This is a genomic window from Streptomyces sp. NPDC110618 (genome assembly GCF_055657065.1).
The window spans coordinates 424278-440073 of sequence record NZ_JBVKBN010000005.1 but is presented as its reverse complement, the minus strand read 5'-3'; the positions used below and the strand labels follow the sequence as shown (position 1 = coordinate 440073).

Genomic DNA, 15796 nt, shown 5'->3' with positions numbered 1-15796 from the left:
CGACGCACAAGGTCACGCCCGCTGATGGCTCACCCACACCGAGCGGACCTCCTTCCAGCACCGCCCGGTGAGCCGTACGGTCACCGCCGGTCCGGTGTCCACGGGGGCGCTGTCGGTGTCGAGGTCCCACCACCGGGCGCACTCGATGTGCAGGCGGACGCGGTCCATGTCGGCATAGGGGTTGTGGCAGTGGGCGACCACGTGGGAGCCCTGCACGCGCGTACGGCACTCGGAGCCGAACGGCTCCGCCACGCGCGCGTGCGGTGTCGCCTCGTACGGCAGACACAGGGTGAGAGCGACGGCGACGGTCACTGGGGCGAGGCTGCGGGGCAGACGCACAAGGGGACCTCCTCGGCCGTGCTGGGGAGGGAAAAGGCGTGGTGAACGCCTGTGTCCAGGGTGCCCGGACCGGCCCGCTCCGCGCCCGGCCGGTTACGCCGAACGGGGGACACGCGCGCGGGACGCGCGAAGGGCCCGCGTCCGTCGGCGGACACGGGCCCTTTCGGGTGATGCGAGGTCAGGCGCCGATGGCGTGCAGACCGCCGTCGACGTGGACGATCTCGCCGGTGGTCTTCGGGAACCAGTCGCTCAGCAGGGCGACGACACCGCGGCCGGCCGGCTCCGGGTCCTTCAGGTCCCACTCCAGCGGGGAGCGGCTGTCCCACACGGAGGCCAGCTCGGCGAAGCCCGGGATGGACTTGGCGGCCATCGAGCCGATCGGACCGGCGGAGATGAGGTTGCAGCGGATGTTCTGCTTGCCCAGGTCACGCGCCAGGTAGCGGTTGGTGGCCTCCAGGGCCGCCTTGGCCGGGCCCATCCAGTCGTACTGCGGCCAGGCGAACTGGGCGTCGAAGGTGAGGCCGACGACCGCGCCGCCGTTCTGCATCAGCGGCAGGCAGGCCATGGTCAGCGACTTCAGGGAGTACGCCGAGACGTGCATGGCGGTGGCGACCGACTCGAACGGGGTGTTCAGGAAGTTGCCGCCGAGGGCGTCCTGGGGCGCGAAGCCGATGGAGTGCACGACGCCGTCCAGGCCGCCCAGCTCCTCGCCGACGATGTCGGCGAGGCGGCCGAGGTGCTCGTCGTTGGTGACGTCCAGCTCGATGACCTTGGTGGGCTTGGGGAGCTTCTTGGCGATGCGCTCGGTCAGCGTGGGCCGCGGGAAGGCGGTGAGGATGATCTCCGCGCCCTGCTCCTGGGCCAGCTTGGCGGTGTGGAAGGCGATGGAGGACTCCATCAGCACACCGGTGATCAGGACGCGCTTGCCCTCAAGAATTCCGCTCATGTGATCAGTGACCCATTCCCAGTCCGCCGTCAACGGGAATGACGGCTCCAGTGATGTACGAGGCGTCGTCCGAGGCGAGGAACCGCACCGTCGCGGCGATCTCCTCCGGCTGCGCGTAACGGCCGAGCGGGACCTGCGACACGATGGCCGCGCGCTGCTCGTCGGTGAGCACCTTGGTCATGTCGGTGTCGACGAAGCCGGGCGCGACGACGTTGAAGGTGATGTTGCGCGACCCCAGCTCACGGGCGAGGGAGCGCGCGAAGCCGACCATGGCGGCCTTGGAGGCGGCGTAGTTGGCCTGCCCCGCGGAGCCCGCGAGCCCGACCACCGAGGAGATCAGCACGACGCGGCCCTTCTTGGCGCGCAGCATGCCGCGGTTGGCGCGCTTGACCACCCGGAAGGTGCCGGTGAGGTTGGTGTCGACGACTGAGGTGAAGTCCTCCTCGGTCATGCGCATCAGGAGCTGGTCCTTGGTGACGCCGGCGTTGGCGACGAGGACCTCGACCGGGCCGTGCTGGGCCTCGATCTCTTTGTATGCCTGCTCCACCTGTTCGGTGTCGGTGATGTCGCACTTGACGGCGAGGAAACCGGCCGGCGGCTCTCCCGAGCGGTATGTGATGGCGACCTTGTCGCCGGCGTCGGCGAATGCGCGGGCGATGGCGAGGCCGATGCCCCGGTTGCCTCCGGTGACGAGAACCGAGCGGCTCAACGGATCACCCTTTCGATAGCGGTCTGAACACCCGCCCGAACACCTGGATGACAGGCGGCTTCACCGAAAACCTATCGGGCCGGGCGTGCCCGCGGAGAAGCGGGCACCGACAGTGGCTCGCGGGAGTCACTGTCGGGTCCCTACAGAACAGCTCCGGGCACGGCGCGCAAACGTGTGGTCCCCGGCCCGCCCCCCGCGACATGATCGGAGCGACCACGGTAACGGCGACAGGAAGAGATCCAGGTGCCTCATACCATCGACGAGTCCTTCACGGCACTCCCACTGCGCGCGCTGGCCGACGCCGCCCTGGCACGCGCGCGTGCCCTCGGCGCGGAGCACGCGGATTTCCGGTTCGAGCGGGTGCGCAGCGCCTCCTGGCGGCTGCGTGACGCCAAGCCGTCCGGTTCGTCGGACACCACCGACCTCGGGTACGCGGTGCGGGTCGTGCACGGCGGCACCTGGGGTTTCGCCTCGGGCGTCGATCTGACCATGGACGCGGCGGCCAGGGTCGCCTCGCAGGCCGTGGCGATGGCGAAGCTGTCCGCGCAGGTCATCCGGGCTGCGGGGTCCGACGAACGGGTGGAGCTGGCCGACGAGCCGGTGCACGCGGAGAAGACCTGGGTGTCCTCGTACGAGATCGATCCGTTCACCGTGCCCGACGAGGAGAAGTCGGCGCTGCTGGCGGACTGGAGCGCGCGGCTGCTGGCGGCGGACGGGGTGAACCATGTGGACGCCTCGCTGCTCACCGTCCACGAGAACAAGTTCTACGCGGACACCGCGGGCACCGTCACCACCCAGCAGCGCGTCCGGCTGCACCCGCAGCTGACGGCGGTGTCGGTGGACGAGTCCACGGGTGAGTTCGACTCCATGCGCACCATCGCGCCGCCGGTCGGCCGGGGCTGGGAGTACCTGACGGGCACCGGCTGGGACTGGGACGAGGAGCTTGCGCAGATCCCGGAACTGCTCGCCGAGAAGATGCGCGCGCCGAGCGTCGAGGCGGGCGTGTACGACCTGGTCGTCGACCCCTCCAACCTGTGGCTGACGATCCACGAGTCCATCGGGCACGCCACCGAACTGGACCGGGCGCTCGGCTACGAGGCCGCCTACGCGGGCACCTCCTTCGCCACCTTCGACCAGCTCGGCAAGCTCAGGTACGGCTCCGAGCTGATGAACGTCACCGGTGACCGCACCGCCGAGCACGGCCTGGCGACCATCGGCTACGACGACGAGGGCGTCGAGGCGCAGACCTGGGACCTGGTGAAGGACGGCACGCTGGTGGGCTACCAGCTGGACCGGCGGATCGCCCGCCTGACCGGCTTCGAGCGCTCCAACGGCTGCGCGTTCGCCGACTCCCCCGAGCACGTGCCGGTGCAGCGGATGGCGAACGTCTCCCTCCAGCCGGACCCGGCCGGGATGTCCACGGAGGACCTCATCGGGGGCGTCGAGCGCGGGATCTATGTCGTCGGGGACCGCTCCTGGTCGATCGACATGCAGCGCTACAACTTCCAGTTCACCGGTCAGCGGTTCTTCCGGATCGAGAACGGCCGGCTCGCCGGGCAGCTGCGGGACGTCGCCTACCAGGCGACCACCACCGACTTCTGGGGCTCCATGGCGGCCGTCGGCGGCCCGCAGACGTACGTCCTGGGCGGCGCCTTCAACTGCGGCAAGGCCCAGCCGGGCCAGGTCGCGGCGGTCTCGCACGGCTGCCCGTCCGCCCTGTTCCGCAGCGTCAACATCCTTAACACGACCCAGGAGGCCGGTCGATGAGCAAGCCGTACGAGATCGTCGAGCGGGCCCTTGAGCTGTCCCGTGCGGACGGCTGTGTCGTCATCGCCGACGAGCGGTCCACCGCCAACCTGCGCTGGGCGGGCAACGCCCTGACCACGAACGGCGTCACGCGCGGGCGCACGCTCACCGTCATCGCCACCGTGGACGGCAAGGAGGGCACCGCCTCCGGTGTGGTGTCGCGTTCCGCGGTGACCGAGGACGAGCTGGAGCCCCTGGTGCGGGCCGCCGAGGCGGCCGCGCGCGGTGCCGGGCCCGCCGAGGACGCGCAGCCGCTGGTGACGGGCGTACCGGCGTCGCCGGACTTCACCGACGCCCCGGCCGAGACGTCCTCCGCGGTGTTCGCCGACTTCGCCCCGGCGCTGGGCGAGGCGTTCGCACGCGCGCGTGCGGGCGGACGGGAGCTGTACGGGTTCGCCAACCACGAGCTGGTCTCGTCCTACGTCGGTACGTCCACGGGTCTGCGGCTGCGCCACGACCAGCCGAACGGAACGCTGGAGCTGAACGCCAAGTCCCCGGACCGTACGCGCTCGGCCTGGGCCGGGCGTTCCACGCGGGACTTCAAGGACGTCGACCCGGCGGCCCTGGACGCCGAACTGGCCGTGCGCCTCGGCTGGGCCGAGCGGAAGGTGGCGCTGCCCGCCGGACGGTACGAGACGCTGCTGCCGCCGACCGCCGTGGCGGACCTGCTGATCTACCAGATGTGGTCGGCCTCGGGCCGGGACGCGGCCGAGGGCCGCACGGTGTTCTCCAAGCCGGGCGGCGGCACCCGGATCGGCGACCGGCTGTCCGAGCTGCCGCTGACCCTGCGCAGCGATCCGAACGAGCCGGGTCTGGAGTCGGCGCCGTTCGTGCTGGCGCACTCCTCGGGGGGCGACGCCTCCGTCTTCGACAACGGTCTGCCGCTGACGGCCACCGAGTGGATCCGCGAGGGCGAGCTGCGGCACCTGCTGACCAGCAGGCACAGCGCCGGTCTGACCGGCCTGCCGGTGGCGCCCGGCATCGACAACCTGGTGCTGGACGGCGGCGGCGACCGCTCGCTGGACGAGATGGTCGCGGACACCGAGCGCGGGCTGCTGCTGACCTGCCTGTGGTACATCCGCGAGGTGGACCCGGCGACGCTGCTGCTGACCGGTCTGACCCGGGACGGGGTGTACCTGGTGGAGAACGGCGAGGTGACCGGCGAGGTGAACAACTTCCGGTTCAACGAGTCGCCGGTGGACCTGCTGGGCCGGGCCACCGAGGCCGGGCGCACGGAAAAGACGCTGCCGAGGGAGTGGAGCGACTGGTTCACTAGGGCTGCCATGCCGGCGCTGAGGGTGCCGGACTTCAATATGAGCTCGGTCAGTCAGGGCGTATAACCTCGTACCTGACCCGGAGCACTCCCAAGGAGATACGAGAATCGTGACGGACATCGTCGACGAGCTGAAGTGGCGTGGCGTGATCGCCCTGTCCACTGACGAGGACGCTTTGCGCAAGGCGCTCGCGGACGGTCCCGTCACGTTCTATTGCGGTTTCGACCCGACCGCGGCCAGCCTGCACGTCGGTCACCTGGTGCAGGTCCTCACCATGCGCCGGCTCCAGCAGGCCGGGCTGCGCCCGATCGCCCTGGTCGGCGGGGCCACCGGCCAGATCGGTGACCCCCGCCCGACCGCCGAGCGCACGCTGAACGACCCGGAGACGGTCGCGAACTGGGTGAACCGGCTGCGCGCGCAGATCGAGCCGTTCCTGTCCTTCGAGGGCCCGAACGCCGCGGTGATGGTGAACAACCTGGACTGGACGGCCGGCATGTCGGCCATCGAGTTCCTGCGGGACATCGGCAAGCACTTCCGCGTCAACAAGATGCTCACCAAGGACTCGGTCGCCCGCCGCCTGCAGTCCGAAGAGGGCATCAGCTACACGGAGTTCAGCTACCAGCTGCTGCAGGGCATGGACTTCCTGGAGCTGTACCGGCGGCACGGCTGCACGCTCCAGCAGGGCGGCAGCGACCAGTGGGGCAACCTCACGGCGGGTCTGGACCTGATCCACCGGCTGGAGCCGCACGCCCAGGTGCACGCGCTGGCCACCCCGCTGATGACCAAGGCGGACGGCACCAAGTTCGGCAAGACCGAGGGCGGCGCCGTCTGGCTGGACCCGGAGATGACGACGCCGTACGCGTTCTACCAGTTCTGGCTGAACGCGGACGACCGGGACATCTCGACCTACATGCGGATCCTGTCCTTCAAGTCCCGCGAGGAGCTTGAGGAGCTGGAGAAGCAGACCCAGGAGCGGCCGCAGGCGCGGGCCGCGCAGCGGGCGCTGGCCGAGGAGCTGACGACGCTGGTGCACGGTGCCGACCAGACGGCCGCCGTGATCGCCGCGTCCAAGGCGCTGTTCGGTCAGGGCGAGCTGGCCGAGCTGGACGCGGACACCCTGGCCGCGGCGCTGTCCGAGGTGCCGCACGCCAAGGTCGCCGAGCTGGCGCCGGTCGTGGATCTGTTCGCCGAGGTCGAGCTGGTGCCGAGCAAGTCGGCGGCGCGGCGGACGGTGAAGGAGGGCGGGGCCTACGTGAACAACGTGAAGGTGACCGCCGAGGACCACGTCCCGTCCGCGGAGGATCTGCTGCACGGCCGCTGGCTGGTGCTGCGCCGGGGCAAGAAGAACCTGGCGGCGGTCGAGGTCACCGGCTGACACGGGCAAGCGCGCCGAAGGGGGCGGCTCTCCACCCGGAGGGCCGCCCCCTTCGTCGTACGGGCGCTCAGGTCTGCTGTTTCCGCTTGCCCAGGGTGGCCATGTAGGCCATGTCGCCTACGGCCACGATGATGATCGCCGCGATGAGCTGGAAGATGTGCCGGCTCCAGTCGATGCCGGAGGTCTCCTCGACACCGGCGGCGCGTGCGATGGCGTTGCCGACGATGGCGCCGAGCATGCCGAAGATGGTGGTCAGCCAGAGGGGACTGTGCTGCTTGCCCGGCAGGATCGCCTTGGCGATGAGACCGAGCACGAATCCCACGATGATCGCCCACAACCAGCCCATGGCTGCCTCCTTGTACGGCTCGACGTGAGCATTACGCCCAGTCTCGACGCGGTTTCCCTACGTCGCATGTCGGGGGCGGCCGTACGCGGGACGGCCGAGCACGGTCACCCCGGTGGGAGGTGCCCCGGTCTCGTAGGGGGCGCAGGCCGGGCGTAACGTGGAGGGTGTCCGTGACCGGCTCCCCCGGGCCGGGACGGATCGGGTGCGGGCAGGGGAGAGTCCGATGCGGGCGGATGGTGGAATCTGATGCGGAAGCTGCACGGCGGCAATGCCCAGGTGTTCCGGATCACCGGAGCCCGGGCGGGCCTCCAGGAGGACGTGCGCGGGCGGCAGCGCCGCTACATCATCTCCATGTCGGTCCGTACGCTGTCGGTGATCCTCGCCGCGACCCTGTGGAACGTCGAACGGCACGTGGCCGTGGTGGCGTTGGTGCTCGGCGCGATCCTGCCGTACATCGCGGTGGTGATCGCCAACGCCGGGCGGGAGAACGCCCCGTCGCTCCCCTCCACGTTCGTCACCGCGCCGGCCCCTCCGATGCTCTCCGGACCGACGGTGGACGGGCCCTTCGCGGAATCCGTCCCGGAAGACGTCGCCCCCGGTCCGGCACCGGATGCGGGCGGCGAAACACATGACCGGAAATGACCTTGGCGTCGGGCGAGCGGTGACCCGGAAGCGGAATCATCCTCCGCAACCAAGCTCAAGAAAAGCTCAGATCAATAGTGTTGTTCCGGTGCCGGGCGGCGGGTGACCCATGACATACTTCGTAGGCGCTCCGCATCCCCCGTCGGAGCGACGGACCGACGCCGGGCAGCTCCCCCCGTGGCTGCTCGGCGTCGCCTTTTGTGGACCTTAGTGAGACGAATCCGTGAGTGACGAGACGCCGATCTGTTCCGCCAAGGGCTGCCGGGCCGCCGCCGAGTGGGTGCTGGCCTGGAACAACCCCAAAATCCATACGCCGGAGCGGCGCAAGACCTGGCTCGCCTGCGAGGAGCACCGGGAGCATCTCTCCCAGTTCCTGGGCGTACGGGGGTTCCTCAAGGACGTCGTGAAATTCGCGGACTGGGAGGAACCGACCGCATCGTAGCCGGGAGGTTGGACCGTAGGTTTTCAGCCGCCGATCGCGGACATCGGGCGGTCCGGCTGGACGAAGCTCGGGTCGTCCAGGCCCGCTCCGGCCTTCTTGCCCCACATGGCCAGCCGCCAGATGCGGGCGATCTCCTCGTCGGGGGCGCCAGAGCGCAGGGCGGCCCGCAGGTCGGTCTCCTCGCGGGCGAACAGACAGGTGCGGACCTGGCCGTCGGCGGTGAGCCGGGTGCGGTCGCAGGCGGAGCAGAACGGCCGGGTGACGGAGGCGATGACGCCGACGCGGTGCGGTCCGCCGTCCACCAGCCAGCGCTCGGCGGGTGCCGAGCCGCGCTCCTCGGAGCCCTCGGGGGTCAGCTCGAAGCGGGTGCGCAGGGAGGCCAGGATGTCCCCGGCCGTGATCATGCCGTCGCGCTTCCAGCCGTGCTGGGCGTCGAGCGGCATCTGCTCGATGAAGCGCAGTTCGTAGTCGTGCTCGACGGCCCAGGAGAGCAGGTCGGGGGCCTCGTCCTCGTTGAGGCCCGGCATCAGCACGGAGTTGACCTTGACCGGGGTGAGGCCGGCGTCGCGGGCCGCTTCCAGGCCCTCGATGACGTCCTTGTGGCGGTCACGGCGGGTGAGGGCCTTGAAGACGTCCGGGCGCAGGGTGTCCAGGGAGACGTTGACCCGGTCCAGGCCCGCGGCCTTCAGGGCGGGCGCGGTGCGTTTGAGACCGATGCCGTTAGTGGTCAGGGACATCTGGGGGCGGGGAGTGAGGGCGGCGACGCGCTCGACGATGCCGACCAGGCCGGGACGGAGCAGGGGCTCGCCGCCGGTGAAGCGGACTTCGGTGATCCCGAGGGTGGTGACCGCGATGTCTATCAGGCGGACGATCTCGTCGTCCGTGAGGAGGTCGGGCTTGGCCAGCCACTGCAGGCCCTCCTCGGGCATGCAGTACGTGCACCGCAGGTTGCACCGGTCCGTGAGCGAGACGCGCAGGTCGGTGGCCACCCGGCCGTAGGTGTCGATGAGCACGTGGCCCCCTCCCTCGTGGTGGAGCACTCGTCTTCCGTCACCTGCGAGCCTACGTGACCGCACTGACAACGACAGTGCCCGATCCCACCAGGAACGGCACGGCCGCGTCGTAGGGACCTACGACGCGGCCGCTCGGGGGTGCGCTCAGGCTCAGTGGGCACCGGTGCCGGTCAGGGACCGGACCTCCAGCTCGGCGTACTTGCCCTTGTCCGGCTCCTCCTTGGAGAGGTAGGTGCCGATGATGCCCAGCAGGAAGCCGACCGGGATCGAGATGATGCCGGGGTTCTCCAGCGGGAACCAGTGGAAGTCGACGTCGGGGAACATCGAGCTGGGCTTGCCGGAGACGACCGGCGAGAACAGCACCAGGCCGACGGCGGCGGTCAGACCGCCGTAGATCGACCACAGGGCTCCCTGGGTGGTGAAGCGCTTCCAGAAGAGGCTGTAGAGGATCGTCGGCAGGTTGGCGGAGGCGGCGACCGCGAAGGCGAGCGCGACCAGACCGGCCACGTTCAGGTCGCGGGCCAGGGCGCCGAGCGCGATGGAGACGATGCCGATGCCGACGGTCGCCCAGCGGGCGGCGCGGACCTCCTCCTGCTCGCTGGCCTGGCCCTTCTTGATGACGTTGGCGTAGATGTCGTGCGCGAAGGACGAGGAGGACGCCAGGGTCAGACCGGCGACCACGGCGAGGATCGTCGCGAAGGCGACCGCTGAGATGGTGGCCAGCAGGATGGCGCCCCAGCTGGATTCCACGCCGCCCAGATGCAGTGCGAGCAGCGGGGCCGCGGTGTTTCCGGCCTTGTTGGAGCCGGTGATCTCCTCCGGGGTGATGAGCGCGGCGGCGCCGAAGCCGAGGGCCAGCGTCATCAGGTAGAAGGCGCCGATCAGGCCGATCGCCCAGATCACGGACTTACGGGCGGCCTTGGCGGTGGGCACGGTGTAGAAGCGGATCAGGATGTGCGGCAGACCGGCGGTGCCCAGGATCAGGGCGATGCCGAGCGAGATGAAGTCCAGCTTGGTGGTGCCGCTGACGCCGTACTTCAGACCGGGCTCCAGGAAGGCGGCGCCCTTGCCACTCTGGTCGGCAGCGGAGCCGAGCAGGTCGGAGATGTTGAAGTCGAACTTCAGCAGGACCAGGAAGGTCAGCAGCAGGGCGCCGGTCATCAGCAGCACGGCCTTGACCATCTGCACCCAGGTCGTGCCCTTCATGCCGCCGATGCTGACGTACATGATCATCAGGACGCCGACCAGGGCGACGATGCCGACCTTCCCGGCGTCGCTGGAGATGCCGAGCAGCAGCGAGACCAGGACACCGGCGCCCGCCATCTGGGCCAGCAGGTAGAAGATCGACACGACGATCGTGGAGGTACCGGCCGCCGTGCGGACCGGGCGCTGGCGCATCCGGTAGGCGAGGACGTCGCCCATCGTGTAGCGGCCGGAGTTGCGCAGCGGCTCGGCGACCAGCAGCAGGGCGACGAGCCAGGCGACCAGGAAGCCGATGGAGTAGAGGAAACCGTCGTAGCCGAACAGGGCGATGGCGCCCGCGATGCCGAGGAAGGACGCGGCGGACATGTAGTCGCCGGAGACGGCGAGACCGTTCTGGAAGCCGGTGAACTGGCGGCCGCCCGCGTAGAAGTCGGCCGCGTTCTTGGTCTGGCGGCCCGCCCACACGGTGATGACCAGGGTCGCGAGGACGAAGACGGCGAAGAGGCTGATGATCAGCGTGCGGTGCTCGCTCGCCGCGTCGGCCGCGAGGATCGTGTGTGCGGGGCTCATGCGCCGCCCTCCATCCGGGACTTGATCGCCTCGGCCTTGGGGTCGAGCTTGGCGGCGGCGTGCCGCGCGTACCACCAGGCGATGAGGAACGTGGTGAGGAACTGGGCGATGCCCAGGGCGAGGGCCATGTTGATGTTGCCGAACAGCTCGATGCCCATGAAGCCGCCGGCGTAGATCGACAGCATCACGTAGAGCAGGTACCAGACGATGAAGCCGACGGTGAGCGGGAAGGCGAAGGAGCGGTAGGAGCGGCGCAGTTCACCGAACTCCGCGCTGTCCTGCACCTCGGTGAACTCCTCGGTGGTGGGAAGCCGGTGTTGTTCTGTCGCGGGGGGCGGTGCATCGGTGGCCACGGACTCTCCTCGCGTTGCGGGTGTGGTGACGACAGTGGACGGGGACGGTTCGGGGTTCGGAGATGGGTTCGGCACGGCGGACATATCGGGGCAGACCTCGCATTGATGGGGGGATCGATCGTGCTCACGCCCCCTGTTCAACGTCCACGGCGCCACGCGAGAACCGGTTCAACGTGGCTTGGTTCTTTCCCCACTGACTTCCGGAAGGTCATTGCTGGGCGCTACGCGGGGAGATAGCTTCACCCTGCACACCCGTCATGTACCTGCCCGAGCACCACCTGTGTCTCGGGCAGGTCTCGTTTACCGGATGATGTGGAGATCCCATGGCTCATCTGCCTTCCAGACGCCGGCTCGCGCTGGCCGTTCCCGTCGTGCTGTCGCTGACCGCCTCGCTCGGCTTCCTGCCGACCGCCGCCACGGCCGCTCCCCCCGCGGAGACCGTGGCGCAGTCCGCGGACGCCACGAAGCTGGCGTACGTCGTCAACACCAAGACGGACCGGCGCACCATCAGGTCGGTGGAGAAGGCCGTTGTCGCGGCGGGCGGGTCCGTCGTGACGACGTACGAGAAGATCGGCGTGATCGTCGCTCACTCGGACAACCCGGACTTCGGCAAGACCATGCGCAAGGTGCGCGGGGTCCAGTCGGCGGGCGCCACGCGCACCGCGCCGCTGACCGCCGCCGGCACCACCGACCAGGGCGCCGCCGAGTACCTGACGGCGGCTCAGGCGGCCCAGGCCGCGAAGGCCGCCGCCCCCGGCAGCGAGCCCCTCGAAGCCGACCAGTGGGACCTGCGCGCGATCGGCGCCGACAAGGCCGCGAAGATCAACCCGGGCTCCAAGAAGGTGACCGTCGCCGTCATCGACACCGGCGTCGACGACACCCACCCGGACCTCGCGCCGAACTTCTCCAAGTCCCAGTCCGCCAACTGCGTCGGCGGTGTCGCGGACACCAGCGACGGCGCCTGGCGGCCCTACACCGCGGACGACTACCACGGCACGCACGTGGCCGGTGAGATCGCCGCCGCCCGCAACGGCATCGGTGTCGCGGGTGTGGCCCCCGGGGTGAAGGTCGCCGGCATCAAGGTGAGCGACCCGACCAACGGCCTCTTCTACCCGGAGAACGTCGTCTGCGCGTTCATGTTCGCCGCCGAGCACAGCGTGGAGATCACCAACAACAGCTACTACGTGGACCCGTGGCTGTACAACTGCATGGACGACCCCGACCAGCGGGCGATCGTCGACGCGGTCAACCGGGCCCAGCTGTACGCCCAGAAGAAGGGCACCCTGCACGTCTCCTCGGCGGGCAACTCCAACCACGACCTGGCCTCGGACGCCATCGTCGACGCCAGCAGCCCGAACGACACCACCCCGGTCGAGCGGACCATCGACCCGCACGAGTGCTTCGACGTCCCGACCCAGCTGCCCGGCATCGTCACGGTCAGCGCGACGGGCGTGCAGAACCTCAAGTCGTACTACTCCACCTACGGTTACCGCGTCGTGGACATCGCCGCGCCGGGCGGCGACCGGCTGTACCAGATACCCGACACGCCCTCCAAGAACGGCCGCATCCTGTCCACCATGCCGAACGGGGAGTACGCCTGGCTGCAGGGCACCTCGATGGCCTCGCCGCACGCCGCCGGTGTGGCCGCGCTGCTGAAGTCGAAGCACCCGTGGGCGTCCCCGGCGCAGCTCCAGGCGCTGCTCAAGGCGCAGGCGGACAACCCGGGCTGCCCGGAGTCCTACGACCAGAACGGTGACGGCACGCAGGACGCGGTGTGCGAGGGCGGCAAGCGCGTGAACGGCTTCTACGGCTTCGGCATCGTCAACGCGCTGCGCGCGGTCAAGTGACCGGCGGACGGGAGAGACTGACACCATGACAGCGCACTTCCCGCGCTCCCGTCGCGCTCTGGCCGTCGGCGCCGGAACGGCCCTGGCGACCGCCATCGCCCTGCTGCCGGGCGTGTCGACGGCGGCCGAGGCGGAGGCGATCCAGCTCAGCTATGTCGTCAACGTCCAGCCCGGACACGGCCCTTCGGCCCGGGTGGAGCGGGCCATCGCCAAGGCCGGCGGCACCGTCGTGACGTCGTACGACCGGATCGGCGTGATCGTGGTCCACTCGGCGAACCCGGACTTCGCCAAGGTGCTGCGCAAGGTGCCCGGGGTGTCCTCGGCGGGCAACACCCGCAACGCCCCGCTGCCCGCGCAGTCGACCACGGACGTCGGCACCCCGAAGGTGCTCAGCGCCGCCGAGGTCGCGGCCGTGGCGGAGGCCGAGGGGCAGGACCCCCTGCAGCCGCTCCAGTGGGACCTGCCCGCCATCAAGGCGGACCGGGCCCATGAGAAGTCGCTGGGCAGCTCCAAGGTGACGGTCGCGGTGATCGACACCGGCGTCGACGACACCCACCCCGACCTCGCGCCCAACTTCGACCGGGACGCTTCGGTCAACTGTGTGACGGGCAAGCCGGACACCACCGAGGGCGCCTGGCGTCCGGGGCCGACGGAGAGCCCGCACGGCACCCATGTGGCCGGTGAGATCGCGGCGGCCAAGAACGGCATCGGCATGACCGGTGTGGCGCCGGGCGTGAAGGTCTCCGGCATCAAGGTGTCGACGACCGAGGGCTACTTCTACACGGAGGCCGTGGTCTGCGGCTTCGTGTGGGCGGCCGAGCACGGCGTCGACGTGACGAACAACAGCTATTACACCGACCCCTGGTACTTCAACTGCAAGAACGACCCGGACCAGACGGCCCTCGTCGAGGCCGTCTCCCGGGCCGCTCGCTACGCGGAGAAGAGGGGCACGGTCAACGTCGCGGCGGCGGGCAACGAGAACTACGACCTCGCGGCCGACGAGATCACCGACCCGGTCTCGCCGAACGACGGCACGCCCGTCGAGCGGGTCGTGGACCCGTCGAAGTGCCTGGACATCCCGACCCAGTTGCCGGGTGTCGTGACGGTCGCCGCGACCGGGGCGAAGGGCCTGAAGTCGTCCTTCTCCAACCACGGCCTGGGAGTGGTCGACATCGCCGCGCCCGGCGGTGACTCGACCCGCTTCCAGACCCCGGAACCGCCGGCCACCAGCGGACTGATCCTGGGCACTCTGCCCGGCGGCCGCTGGGGCTACATGGCCGGTACGTCGATGGCGTCGCCGCATGTCGCGGGTGTCGCCGCGCTGATCAAGTCCACGCGTCCGTATCTCCCGCCGACTGCGGTGAAGGCCCTGCTGTACGCGCAGGCCGACGCCAAGGCGTGCGGGGACCCCTACGACATCGACGGCGACGGTGAGATCGACGCCGTGTGCGAGGGGTCGAAGAACCGGAACGGGTTCTACGGCTGGGGAGTCGCGGACGCTCTGGACGCGGTGACCAAGTAAAAGGCAACCAAGTAAAGAGCACCAAGTAGGAAGCACGGGCTCCCGCCATATATTGATTCGGTCAATCATGCATAGTGCAGTCATGACCGACATCAAGATGGTGATGCGGGAAGGCGCTCTCCCGGCGCGCCTTCCCGCGCGGGAGCTGGCACGCGCGTGCGTGCGCGCGTGTGCGCTGGCCGGCGCCGAACTGGGGGCGGTGCGGGCCGGGTTGCGGGAGGTGCCGGAGGTCCTGGTGGACGACGGTGCCGTCGCCACGGCGTTCGTGAGCGAACGGCATCTGTTGATCAATGGCCGGGCCCCGGTCACCTTCGCCCCGCTGTCGCGGTTCTGGCGCACGGCGGACGGCTGGGTGCGCACCCACGCCAACTACCCCCACCACCGTGAGCGGCTGCTGAGCGCCCTGGGCGTGCCCGCGGAGGGCGTGGAACGCGCGCTGGCCGAGCGGTCGGCACATGAGGTCGAGGAGGCCGTGTACGCGGCCGGAGGGCTCGCCGTGGCCGTACGCACGCCCGAGGAGTGGGCGGCGCATCCCCAGGCGGCCGAGGTGGCGCGGCGGCCCCTGGTCGAGCGCGAGCGCCTGGACACGGCACGCGCGCGTGCCCTGCCGCCCCTGCCCCCACCGCCCGCTCCCCTGCTGCCCGCGGCCGGAGTACGGGTCCTGGACCTGACCCGGGTCCTCGCCGGACCGGTCGCCACCCGCACCCTCGCCCTGCTGGGCGCCGACGTCCTGCGTGTCGACCCGCCGGGCATCCCCGAACTCCCCGACCAGCACGCCGACACAGGCTTCGGGAAACGCTCGGCGACCCTGGACCTGACCCGGGACCGCGCGGCCTTCGAGGAGCTGCTGCGCGAGGCCGACGTGGTCGTCACCGGCTACCGGCCGGGCGCCCTGGACCGGTTCGGGCTCGGCCCCGAGGCGCTGGTGGAGCGGCGGCCGGGGCTGATCGTGGGCCAGTTGTCGGCGTGGGGCGCGTACGGGCCCTGGGGCGGGCGGCGCGGCTTCGACAGCCTGGTGCAGGCGGCCACCGGCGTCTCCCTGCTGGAGGGGTCGCCCGAGCAGCCGGGGGCACTTCCCGCGCAGGCCCTCGACCACGGCACCGGGTACCTGCTGGCCGCGGAGATCCTGCGGGCGCTGACCGGGCGGCTCACGGAGGGGTACGGCCGGGTCGTACGGCTGGCGCTGGCGCGGACCGCGCGCTGGCTGACGCACGAGATCGAGGCGGGGGCGGCGGACGGACCGGCGTACGAGGGGCCCGGGCCGTGGCTTGCCGAGACGGACAGCGCGCTCGGGCGGCTGCGGTACGCGCGGTCGCCGGTGTCCTTCGCCGGCGGGCCGGTGGACTGGTCCCGGCCGCCCGGGGTCTGGGGCAGTGACCCCGCGCGGTGGCACCCTGTCTGAACGGCCG

The 15796-nt window shown here is 70.3% G+C and carries 15 protein-coding genes; 8 read left to right on the top strand and 7 right to left on the bottom strand.

Annotation, left to right across the window (positions count from 1 at the left end):
* Positions 1–12 precede the first annotated feature (12 nt).
* The 3 genes from ACZ7L7_RS13125 to fabG form a co-directional block, all read right to left on the bottom strand.
* Positions 13–339 carry a hypothetical protein gene (locus ACZ7L7_RS13125; RefSeq protein WP_285515520.1) on the bottom strand — a complete coding sequence of 109 codons (327 nt, stop codon included), beginning with the start codon at positions 337–339 and terminating at the stop codon, positions 13–15.
* Between the two features lie 178 nt (positions 340–517).
* Complete coding sequence (gene fabI / locus ACZ7L7_RS13120) at positions 518–1285, bottom strand: enoyl-ACP reductase FabI (protein WP_093724086.1); 768 nt, start codon at positions 1283–1285, stop codon at positions 518–520.
* A 4-nt stretch (positions 1286–1289) separates the two neighbouring features.
* Entirely contained in the window at positions 1290–1994 is a 705-nt protein-coding gene (gene fabG, locus ACZ7L7_RS13115; protein ID WP_285515519.1) for a 3-oxoacyl-[acyl-carrier-protein] reductase, read from the bottom strand.
* Between the two features lie 243 nt (positions 1995–2237).
* Here fabG and ACZ7L7_RS13110 point away from each other — a divergent pair, with 243 nt between their 5' ends.
* From ACZ7L7_RS13110 to tyrS, 3 genes are read left to right on the top strand one after another with little or no spacing between them, the layout of a single operon-like run.
* Positions 2238–3761, top strand: coding sequence for a TldD/PmbA family protein (locus ACZ7L7_RS13110; RefSeq protein WP_285515518.1), 1524 nt, complete (start codon positions 2238–2240; stop codon positions 3759–3761).
* Positions 3758–5140 carry a TldD/PmbA family protein gene (locus ACZ7L7_RS13105; RefSeq protein WP_453601213.1) on the top strand — a complete coding sequence of 461 codons (1383 nt, stop codon included), beginning with the start codon at positions 3758–3760 and terminating at the stop codon, positions 5138–5140. The genes ACZ7L7_RS13110 and ACZ7L7_RS13105 overlap by 4 nt, the downstream gene beginning before the upstream one ends.
* 43 nt (positions 5141–5183) lie before the next feature.
* Complete coding sequence (tyrS, locus tag ACZ7L7_RS13100) at positions 5184–6449, top strand: tyrosine--tRNA ligase (RefSeq protein WP_285515516.1); 1266 nt, start codon at positions 5184–5186, stop codon at positions 6447–6449.
* A gap of 67 nt (positions 6450–6516) precedes the next feature.
* On the opposite strand, the gene ACZ7L7_RS13095 is transcribed toward tyrS, so the two are convergent.
* Positions 6517–6795: a GlsB/YeaQ/YmgE family stress response membrane protein gene (locus tag ACZ7L7_RS13095; protein ID WP_285515515.1), complete on the bottom strand. Its 279-nt coding sequence runs from the start codon at positions 6793–6795 to the stop codon at positions 6517–6519.
* A gap of 246 nt (positions 6796–7041) precedes the next feature.
* Here ACZ7L7_RS13095 and ACZ7L7_RS13090 point away from each other — a divergent pair, with 246 nt between their 5' ends.
* Together ACZ7L7_RS13090 and ACZ7L7_RS13085 are read left to right on the top strand one after the other, a co-directional pair.
* Positions 7042–7437, top strand: coding sequence for a DUF3099 domain-containing protein (locus tag ACZ7L7_RS13090; protein WP_285515514.1), 396 nt, complete (start codon positions 7042–7044; stop codon positions 7435–7437).
* Positions 7438–7660: 223 nt separating this feature from the next.
* Positions 7661–7879, top strand: coding sequence for a hypothetical protein (locus ACZ7L7_RS13085; protein ID WP_093724093.1), 219 nt, complete (start codon positions 7661–7663; stop codon positions 7877–7879).
* A 23-nt stretch (positions 7880–7902) separates the two neighbouring features.
* Here ACZ7L7_RS13085 and moaA read toward each other — a convergent pair whose 3' ends face one another.
* The 3 genes from moaA to ACZ7L7_RS13070 all read right to left on the bottom strand — a co-directional run bounded on the left by moaA (position 7903) and on the right by ACZ7L7_RS13070 (position 11018).
* Positions 7903–8892, bottom strand: coding sequence for a GTP 3',8-cyclase MoaA (gene moaA / locus ACZ7L7_RS13080; RefSeq protein WP_471428406.1), 990 nt, complete (start codon positions 8890–8892; stop codon positions 7903–7905).
* Positions 8893–9042: 150 nt separating this feature from the next.
* Positions 9043–10665, bottom strand: a complete 1623-nt coding sequence (locus tag ACZ7L7_RS13075) for a solute symporter family protein (RefSeq protein WP_285515513.1) — start codon at positions 10663–10665, stop codon at positions 9043–9045.
* Complete coding sequence (locus tag ACZ7L7_RS13070) at positions 10662–11018, bottom strand: DUF485 domain-containing protein (protein ID WP_285515512.1); 357 nt, start codon at positions 11016–11018, stop codon at positions 10662–10664. Before ACZ7L7_RS13070 ends, ACZ7L7_RS13075 begins: the two co-directional genes overlap by 4 nt.
* 323 nt (positions 11019–11341) lie before the next feature.
* On the opposite strand from ACZ7L7_RS13070, the gene ACZ7L7_RS13065 reads away from it, so the two are divergent.
* The 3 genes from ACZ7L7_RS13065 to ACZ7L7_RS13055 all read left to right on the top strand — a co-directional run bounded on the left by ACZ7L7_RS13065 (position 11342) and on the right by ACZ7L7_RS13055 (position 15789).
* Positions 11342–12865, top strand: coding sequence for a S8 family peptidase (locus ACZ7L7_RS13065; RefSeq protein ID WP_471592444.1), 1524 nt, complete (start codon positions 11342–11344; stop codon positions 12863–12865).
* 25 nt (positions 12866–12890) lie between these two features.
* The gene (locus ACZ7L7_RS13060) at positions 12891–14387 is read left to right on the top strand and encodes a S8 family peptidase (RefSeq protein ID WP_285515510.1); all 1497 of its coding nucleotides are present in this window, start codon (positions 12891–12893) and stop codon (positions 14385–14387) included.
* Positions 14388–14469: 82 nt separating this feature from the next.
* Positions 14470–15789 (top strand): CoA transferase, encoded by a 1320-nt coding sequence (locus ACZ7L7_RS13055; RefSeq protein WP_285515509.1) that lies wholly within the window; start codon positions 14470–14472, stop codon positions 15787–15789.
* Positions 15790–15796: the final 7 nt, after the last annotated feature.